Consider the following 8,489-nt stretch of genomic DNA (forward strand, 5'->3'; position numbering starts at 1 on the left):
CGGTGCCAGGCAGTTGGTCGTGCACGATGCATTCGAAATCACCGTGTCCGATGCCTTGAGCACATTGTGGTTCACGCCGTAGACGATGGTTGCGTCGACGTCCTTACCGCCCGGCGCCGAGATGATGACCTTCTTGGCGCCGCCCTTGATGTGCGCGCTGGCCTTTTCCTTGGTGGTGAAAAAGCCGGTGCATTCCAGCACCACGTCGACGTTCAGGTCGCCCCAGGGCAGTTCTGCCGGGTTGCGGTTAGCCAGCACGCGGATCTTGTCGCCATTGATGACGAGGTAGTCGCCGTCCACCGACACTTCGCCCGGGAACTTGCCGTGCGCCGTATCGTATTGCGTCAGGTGAGCGTTGGTCTTGGCATCGCCAAGATCGTTGATGGCGACGATTTCGATATCGTGCTTCTTGCCGTTTTCATAGAAGGCGCGCAGCGTGTTGCGGCCGATCCGGCCGTAGCCGTTGATTGCGACGCGAATCGTCATGGTCTATCTCCTGATGGCTAAAAAAAATCGTCCATGTTGGCCTGTTCTTCGGGCGCAACCGCGTGTGGGGCACACGCGGCCACGCTTGCCGGAAGATCAGCCGAGTGCGGCTTTCGCCGTTTCCACCACGTGCTCGACGGTGAAGCCGAAATGCTTGAACAACACGCCAGCCGGGGCCGATTCGCCGAACGTGTCGATGCCGACCACGCCGCCTTCCAGACCCACGTACTTGCGCCAGAAATCCGTCACACCCGCTTCGATCGCGACGCGGCGCACGCCGTGCGGCAACACGCGTTCGCGGTACTCCGCGTCCTGCTTGTCGAACACGGTGGTCGACGGCATCGACACGACACGTGCCGCGATGCCTTCGCGAGCCAGCGGCTCGACCGCGTTCAACGCCAGTTCGATTTCCGAACCGGTGGCGATCAGGATGATCTTGCGCGCGACGATCTCGTCGTTCCAGTCGCGCAGCACGTAACCGCCCTTCTCGATGTTGGCGATCTGCGCGTCGGTGCGTTCCGAGAACGGCAGGTTCTGACGGCTGAAGATCAGGCACGACGGGCCGTGATGTTCGACCGCGTGAGTCCAGGCCACCGCCGTTTCAACCGTATCGGCCGGGCGCCACACTTGCAGATTCGGGATCAGACGCAGGCTTGCGACGTGTTCGATCGACTGGTGGGTCGGGCCGTCTTCGCCCAGACCGATCGAGTCGTGCGTGAACACGAAGATCGACGGCGCTTTCATCAGCGCGGCCACGCGCAACGCGTTGCGGCTGTAATCCGAGAACGTCAGGAACGTGCCGCCGAAGGCCTTGAAGCCGCCGTGCAGCGCGATGCCGTTGATCGCGGCGCTCATGCCGAACTCGCGCACGCCGTAGTTCACGTAGTTGCCGGCAGCCTTGCCTTCAGCATTCACGCGCACCGGCTTGGCGGCCTTCCAGTTGGTCAGATTCGAACCGGTCAGATCGGCGGAACCGCCGAGCAGTTCCGGCAGCACGGCCGACAAGCCTTCGATAGCCTGTTGCGATGCCTTGCGTGTTGCGACGGTTTCCGCGCGTTCGTTCGCGCCGGCAATGATGGCCTTCGCCTTTTCCTTCCAGTCGGCGGGTAATTGCTTCGCGTCGCGGCGCTTGAATTCAGCGGCTTCCTGCGGGTACCTGGCTGCGTATGCGGCGAACGCCTTATCCCAGTCGGATTCGATGCGTGCACCGGCTTCCTTCGCGTCCCACGCTGCATAGACCTCTTGCGGGATCACGAACGGCTCCCACTTCCAGCCGATCTTTTCACGCGTCGCCGCGATTTCCTTGTCGCCGAGCGGCGCGCCGTGCGAATCGTGGCTGCCGGCCTTGGTCGGCGCGCCTTCACCGATCACGGTCTTGCAGCAGATCAGCGTGGGCTTGTCCGATTGTTTCGCTTGCCTGATCGCCGCGTCGACGGCTTCGACGTCGTGGCCGACCACGTTCGGGATCACGTTCCAGCCGTAGGCTTCGAAGCGCTTCGGCGTGTCGTCGTGGAACCAGTGGACCACTTCGCCGTCGATCGAGATGCCGTTGTCGTCGTAGAACGCGATCAGCTTGTTCAGCTTCAGCACGCCGGCGAGCGAGCAGGCTTCGTGCGAGATGCCTTCCATCAGGCAACCGTCGCCGACGAACACGTAGGTGTGATGGTCGACGATCTTCGCGTCAGGTTTGTTGAATTCGGTGGCGAGCAGCGATTCGGCGAGCGCCATGCCGACTGCGTTTGCCAGACCCTGGCCGAGCGGGCCGGTGGTGGTTTCGACGCCCGCCGTGATGCCGTATTCCGGGTGACCCGGCGTCCTGGAATGCATCTGACGGAAGTTCTTCAGCTCTTCGATCGGCAGGTCGTAGCCGGTCAGGTGCAGCAGCGAGTACAGCAACATCGAGCCATGGCCGTTCGACAGAATGAAACGGTCGCGATCGGCCCACTGCGGGTTCTGCGGATTGTGGCGCAGATGACGTGACCACAAAGCCACGCCGATTTCGGCCATGCCCATCGGCATGCCCGGGTGACCGGAATTCGCTTTTTGAACGGCATCCATGGACAACGCGCGGATTGCGTTGGCCATCAGGGAAGTGGGTGCGGGAGACGGGGTCGTCATGTCGAGTCCGGAGACAGAGTCAGAAAGCGGTGCGCGCTTGAGGACCGGATGCTCGAATGCCAGTCCACTGCGGCGCACGGTGCGGCGCCACGAGACGCGAAACGGGCAGAGCAAACGGACAAGGCTGAAAGCGTGACATTCTAACAGAACGTTGACCACGGCCCGCTCGGAAAGGCGCCTGGCATTGCAGTCCGGTCGTGCCGGCTGGCAATGCGGTTCGACGCGGCGGCGCGGCGCGCGGCCTGTCGGCCCTTTACAATCGGGCAACCTCGATTCACTGTCTCAATGTGCCACTGCGCTCTGCAAGGAGCCCGCCCTTCATGAGCGCTTCCCTGTTGTTCCACCCGAATCAAGACGCCGTCTACGGCTTTGAGCACGCGCGCCGTCTTGCGAGCGTGGTGTCGCCGTACCAACACATCGAGGTGTGGGACACGCCTCAGCTCGGCCGCCTATTCACGCTCGACGGCCGCCCGATGACCGCCGTCGGCGACGAATTCATTTACCACGAATGCATGGTGCATCCGGCTGCGCTTGCGCATCCGTCGCCGAAAGCGGCGTTGGTGCTGGGCGGCGGCGATGGCGGCGCCGCGCGGCAATTGCTCAGGCACCCCAGCATCGAGCGGATCGTGGTGGCCGAGCTCGATGCCGAGGTCGTACGCCTGACCCGCGAGTATCTGCCCGAGGTCCACGGCGGCGCTTTCGACGATCCACGCGTCGAACTGGTGATCGGCGATGCTGCGCATTTCGTCGCGGAAGCGGCCGGGACGGCGACGCAGGCCGCACGGACTACGGGTACTGCAATGTCCGCGGCAAAACCAGCTGCGGGTGCGGCGACGACGACGGCCCCAGCCGAAGTCGAAACCGAAGCATCTGCCTCTGCCTCCGCGCAGTTCGATCTCGTCATCTTCGATCTGACGCCCCCGGATTCCCCCGCTGCGGGCCTATATACACCGGACTTCTACATGCAGCTCAAGCGCGTCATGAGACCGGCCGCCGCGCTCTCGTTGCATCTCGGTTCGCCCTATTTCCAGCCGCGGCGCGTCTCTGGCCTGCTCGACGATCTACGCGACATATTCGCCTTCGTGCGCACGATGCACACCTTCGTCCCGCTCTACGGCTCACTGTGGATGATGGCGACCGCCAGCGACACGCTCGACCCCGCGGCCCTTAGCGTCGAAGCGCTCGCCGAGCGAATTGTCGCGCGCCGGATCGACGCGTTGAAGCACTACGACCCGGCCCTGCACGCGGGACTCTTCTCGGCATCGCGCTCCGTGCGCGATAAACTAAGTCAATTCTTAAAGCCATCAAGCTAAGGCGTGGGCAAAATGCACGGTTCGGTCGGCGCGCGCTATCGGTGTCTCGATACGCGAGCGCCCGCCCGGCCTCGCAGCATGCATCCCGCAACCCCAATAGATCCGGAGAACCCCATGACCGCCTCCCGCCCAGCCGGTGTGCCCTGGTTGACCCCCTATCTGACGGTGCGCGACGCCCGTGCCGCGACCGCGTTCTTCGAAGCGGCATTCGGTTTCGAGCTGCGTGACAGCGTCCAGGACGACGGTGTCGTCATGCACGTCGAGATGACTTACCAAGGCCAGCTGATCGTGATGTTCGCACCGGAAGGCGCGTTCGGCTCGGCGGCCAAAACACCGAAAAGCGCGGGCGCGATTGCGCCGCAATCGTTCTATGTCTATGTCGACGATGTCGACGCGGTTTACACGCGGGCGCTCGCCGCCGGCGCAAAATCGCTGAGCGAGCCACAGGATCAGTTCTGGGGCGACCGGTTTGCCCAGGTCGAAGATCTGGACGGCTACCGTTGGGCGCTCGCTCGCCACCTTTCCTGAACCAATGAGTATTTTTCTGATGCCTCGTTTCTTCGTCGGTACGCCTCTCAAGCCCGACGACATCATGCAGTTGCCCGATGACGTCATGCGCCACATCCTCGTGCTGCGTTTGCAGCCCGGCGATTCGATCGTGCTTTTCAACGGCGAAGGCGGCGAATACAGCGCCGAACTCGTCGAGGTCGAACGCCGCTCGGCCAAGGTGAGAATTCACGAATTCCGCAACATTGAAGTGGAAGCACCGTATCACCTCACCCTCGCGCAGGGCATTGCGGGCGGGGACAAGATGGACTGGCTCATCGAGAAGGCGGTCGAACTGGGCGCATCGTCGTTCGTGCCGTTGACCACCACGCGCAGCGTCGTGCGACTTTCCGGCGAGCGCGCGCAGCGGCGTCACGTGCACTGGCAGGGCATTGTGCGGGCGTCGTGCGAACAGTGCGGGCGCAATCGCCTTCCGGAAGTGATGCCGGTGCGCGAAATCGCCACGTGGCTCGGCGCACTGCCGCGCACGCCTGAAGTCGGGGAAATGCGCATTCTGCTGTCGCCGCGCGCCAGCATCGGCTTTTCGGCGCTGCCCGCCACTCCGCCGTTCGGGCGAGTGACTGTACTGGTCGGCCCGGAAGGCGGTTTCTCCGCGGCGGAAGAAGCGGCCGCAACCGATCATGGGTTTACCGCAGTCGGTCTCGGTCCGCGCGTGTTACGCACGGAAACCGCGGGCATCGCCGTGCTCTCGGCGTTGGCGGCCCGCTGGGGCGGCTGGTAAGCCAGATTAGCGCCTTGTGCAGACGGCTTGGGTTTGTTAGATAAGCGGGACGTCAGTTGAGAGCCAAGCTGGTCGGCTGTCCGGCCTTAGCGCCAAGTTAAGCCAAGGCAAGCTAAACGAAACCGCGGGTTCATAACCAGGCGTCTGTTCACACATCAAAACAAAGGCCCGCCAGTTGGCGGGCCTTTCTCTTTCCTTGCGGGAGACGGCGCTGAGATAAATCCACCCGCACCACCCCGCGAATCTCAGGCAAACGAATAAAACACCCGGAACGCGACCTTGCGTTCGGCCCAGAACTCGGCCGCTTCACGGAACACGTCGAGAAGCGTCTCGCGCCCTTCCTTGTCGAACTTTTGCGCAACCGGCAGTTGCTCGAGCACGATCACGAACCCAGGCTGCGCGCCTGCCTTCTGGACCAGATCGGTCAGACAATCATAGAGCGCATCGTAATTTTTGCCGAAATGCTTCGGAAACAGGAACGACGTCGCAATGGTCTCCAGCACTTCCTGTTTGGATTGAGCGTTTGCACAGTACGCGTATAGAAAGTGCTGGCCGAGTTGATTGGCCTCGTCAGCTAGATCCTGCACGCGAAACGCGCGGATCGACTGTACGATGTTTGGTCGTACGGTCTTGAAAAGGCTCATGGGCTCCTCGTTCGATGAAACCACAGTGCTGCCTTCGCTCTGGTTATCCCTGCCCTGGTCGCCGGCACGCATCCGCATGACGCGCTGGAACAAATTGCCGTCGCCGGCCGCGAAAAGATCCGTCGCGACTCCGGAGTCGTGCGCGTAGACGTTGTCGCTCATGCCGTTCATCCCGATGTCATTCAACAATACGATTGAAACTGGTGTAATGGTCGTCCGAGTAGTAACAGTTGTCGATCCGCTGTAGCGGACCTCCGCAGACGATGCGACGCGCCCCGCGGTTTCGTGAACGAGGCGTGGGAACGGTGTATTCGTGGTAATAGCCGCGCCGATGCGGCGGTAGCAACCGTTCGCGATTGCCGAATACGATGCCGTCCTTCTCATACGGGTAAGGCCCGCCCGCGGCAATCAAGTTCAATGTGTTGACCGCTTCGCGTGGCAGCTGCGCCGCCGCGATAGTGCCCTGCACCTGTGCTTGTGACTCGGCGGGTGCCGTGGAGTCGCGCGCAAACGCGCCAGGCACGGAGCCGCATAAAGCGCAGAGCGTCAAAGCACCGGTCAGCACGCCTTTGATGCGCCGCCACTTGCGTGCCATGAATCAAGGTTCCCCGCTGTTAGATCACGAGTTTGACGACCATGAAAGTCGTAAGGGTATCGCTAAAACCCCACAGAATCAACGTTCGCCGGACAGGCAAAAGCGCCCAATCGCGCGGGAAAGAGCCACGGAACAGGCTTTGACGACTTTTGACAGAAAATTTAGCTTGTATAGGCTAAAATTAGCCGCATTAAGCGGATCGGGCATGCCGAAGCCTATCGGCCACCCATTGCGCCAGCATTCTCTGAAGGGAAAGCCGTGCGGTTCCTACAGTCGCTGGGAGGCAGAACGGCCTCATCGGACTCTTTCAGGGTGGCAATCCCCTGTTCACCCGCAGGCGTGCCCGTTGCGGGCACGCCTTTTTTTTGCATGGCGCCGGCTCAGGCAGCGCCATGCTTTTAGTCCCTGATCAAGTCAGCGGGACGCGATCACATCCGCCACCAGCAGCGCCGTCATATTGACGATCCGGCGCACCGTGGCCGAAGCCGTCAGCACGTGCACCGGTTTGGCCGCGCCCAGCAGCATCGGACCAATCGCGATGTTGTTGCCCGCCGCGGTCTTCAGCAGGTTGTACGAGATGTTGGCCGCGTCGATGTTCGGCAGCACCAGCAGGTTCGCGTCGCCTTCGAGCGTCGAGTCGGGCAGCACTTCGCGGCGCAGATTCGCGTCGAGCGCCACGTCGCCGTGCATTTCGCCGTCCACCTGCAGCTCCGGCACGCGTTCGCGCAGGATCGCCAGCGTGTCGCGCATCTTCTGCGCGGTCGGCGCATTGCTCGAACCGAAGTTCGAATGCGACACCAGCGCGACCTTCGGTTCGATACCGAAGCGGCGCACTTCTTCAGCCGCCATGATCGTGATCTCGGCCAGCTGCTCCGGCGTCGGATCGACGTTCACGTGCGTGTCGACCAGGAAGATCTGCCGGTTCGGCAGCACCAGCGCGTTCATCGCCGCGTAGACCTTCGCGCCCGGCTTCCTGCCGATCACCTGGTCGATGAAGTGCAGGTGCCGATGCGTGGTGGACACCGTGCCGCAGATCATCCCGTCCGCCTCGCCTTTTTGCACCATCATTGCGCCGATCAGCGTGGTGCGGCGGCGCATCTCGAGCTTCGCCATCTGCGCGGTGATGCCCTTGCGCGACATCATCCGGTGATATTCCTGCCAGAAGTCACGATAGCGCTCGTCGTGATCGGTGTTCACCACCGTGTAGTCCTGGCCGGCCACCAGCCGCAGGCCGTAGCGCGCAATGCGCTGCTCGATCACCGCCGGGCGGCCGATCAGGATCGGCTTCGCCAGCTTTTCGTCGACGATGATCTGCATGGCGCGCAGCACGCGCTCTTCCTCGCCTTCGGCGAACACAATGCGCTTCTTCTCCGGCTCGACGCCCCGCGCGAGCTGGAAGATCGGCTTCATCGTCGTGCCGCTGTGATAGACGAACTGCTGCAGATGCTGTTCGTAAGCGTCCATGTCCTCGATCGGACGCTCGGCCACGCCCGAGTCCATCGCGGCCTTCGCCACGGCCGGCGCGACCTTGACGATCAGGCGCGGGTCGAATGGCTTCGGAATCAGGTATTCCGGACCAAACGAGAGATCCTGGATGCCGTACGCCGTCGCGACGATATCGCTCTGCTCCTGGCGCGCCAGTTCAGCGATCGCGTTGACCGCGGCGATTTCCATTTCCCGCGTCACCGTGGTCGCGCCCGCGTCCAGCGCGCCGCGGAACAGGAACGGGAACACCAGCACGTTGTTCACCTGGTTCGGGTAGTCGGTGCGGCCCGTGCACAGCACCGCGTCCGGACGCACCTCGAGCGCCAGTTCCGGCAGGATTTCCGGCGTCGGATTGGCCAGCGCCAGAATCAGCGGCTTGTACGCCATCTGCTTGACCATGTCCTGCCTGAGCACGCCGCCAGCCGAGAGGCCCAGGAAAATGTCCGCGCCGCCGATCGCCTCAGCGAGCGTGCGCGCTTCGGTTTCGCGTGCGAAGCGCTCCTTGTCCGGGTCCATCAGCTCGACGCGGCCCTTGTAGACCACGCCGGCCAGATCGGTGA

At 62.9% G+C, this 8,489-nt stretch carries 8 protein-coding genes; 3 read left to right on the forward strand and 5 right to left on the reverse strand.

Annotation, left to right across the window (positions count from 1 at the left end):
- Together QOC89_RS00250 and tkt are read right to left on the reverse strand one after the other, a co-directional pair.
- Window positions 1–486, reverse strand: a 486-nt coding sequence (locus QOC89_RS00250) for a glyceraldehyde 3-phosphate dehydrogenase NAD-binding domain-containing protein (RefSeq protein WP_323043182.1), incomplete at its 3' end; no start/stop codon positions are given.
- A gap of 96 nt (window positions 487–582) precedes the next feature.
- Window positions 583–2,604, reverse strand: a complete 2,022-nt coding sequence (gene tkt / locus QOC89_RS00255) for a transketolase (RefSeq protein ID WP_323043183.1) — start codon at window positions 2,602–2,604, stop codon at window positions 583–585.
- 320 nt (window positions 2,605–2,924) lie between these two features.
- Between tkt and QOC89_RS00260 the strand changes: the two genes are divergently transcribed.
- From QOC89_RS00260 to QOC89_RS00270, 3 genes are all read left to right on the forward strand, one after another.
- Window positions 2,925–3,917, forward strand: coding sequence for a spermidine synthase (locus QOC89_RS00260; RefSeq protein ID WP_323043184.1), 993 nt, complete (start codon window positions 2,925–2,927; stop codon window positions 3,915–3,917).
- Window positions 3,918–4,031: 114 nt separating this feature from the next.
- On the forward strand, window positions 4,032–4,445 hold the full coding sequence (locus tag QOC89_RS00265) for a VOC family protein (RefSeq protein ID WP_179734398.1): 414 nt from the start codon (window positions 4,032–4,034) through the stop codon (window positions 4,443–4,445).
- A 19-nt stretch (window positions 4,446–4,464) separates the two neighbouring features.
- Complete coding sequence (locus tag QOC89_RS00270) at window positions 4,465–5,205, forward strand: 16S rRNA (uracil(1498)-N(3))-methyltransferase (protein ID WP_323043185.1); 741 nt, start codon at window positions 4,465–4,467, stop codon at window positions 5,203–5,205.
- A gap of 245 nt (window positions 5,206–5,450) precedes the next feature.
- On the opposite strand, the gene QOC89_RS00275 is transcribed toward QOC89_RS00270, so the two are convergent.
- The 3 genes from QOC89_RS00275 to QOC89_RS00285 all read right to left on the reverse strand — a co-directional run.
- Window positions 5,451–6,011, reverse strand: coding sequence for a barstar family protein (locus QOC89_RS00275; RefSeq protein WP_323043186.1), 561 nt, complete (start codon window positions 6,009–6,011; stop codon window positions 5,451–5,453).
- A 16-nt stretch (window positions 6,012–6,027) separates the two neighbouring features.
- Entirely contained in the window at window positions 6,028–6,444 is a 417-nt protein-coding gene (locus QOC89_RS00280; protein ID WP_323043187.1) for a ribonuclease, read from the reverse strand.
- A 414-nt stretch (window positions 6,445–6,858) separates the two neighbouring features.
- The coding region (locus QOC89_RS00285; RefSeq protein WP_323043188.1) for a phosphate acyltransferase at window positions 6,859–8,489 on the reverse strand (1,631 nt) is incomplete at its 5' end.

This window comes from Paraburkholderia sp., from assembly GCF_034668105.1.
Lineage (GTDB): Bacteria > Pseudomonadota > Gammaproteobacteria > Burkholderiales > Burkholderiaceae > Paraburkholderia.

Coding starts and splice junctions, on each gene's coding strand:
- QOC89_RS00280 (WP_323043187.1), bottom strand. CDS start 6,444: ATGGCACGCAAGTGGCGGCGCATCAAAGGCGTGCTGACCGGTGCTTTG.
- QOC89_RS00275 (WP_323043186.1), bottom strand. CDS start 6,011: ATGAGCGACAACGTCTACGCGCACGACTCCGGAGTCGCGACGGATCTT.
- QOC89_RS00270 (WP_323043185.1), top strand. CDS start 4,465: ATGCCTCGTTTCTTCGTCGGTACGCCTCTCAAGCCCGACGACATCATG.
- QOC89_RS00260 (WP_323043184.1), top strand. CDS start 2,925: ATGAGCGCTTCCCTGTTGTTCCACCCGAATCAAGACGCCGTCTACGGC.
- tkt (WP_323043183.1), bottom strand. CDS start 2,604: ATGACGACCCCGTCTCCCGCACCCACTTCCCTGATGGCCAACGCAATC.
- QOC89_RS00265 (WP_179734398.1), top strand. CDS start 4,032: ATGACCGCCTCCCGCCCAGCCGGTGTGCCCTGGTTGACCCCCTATCTG.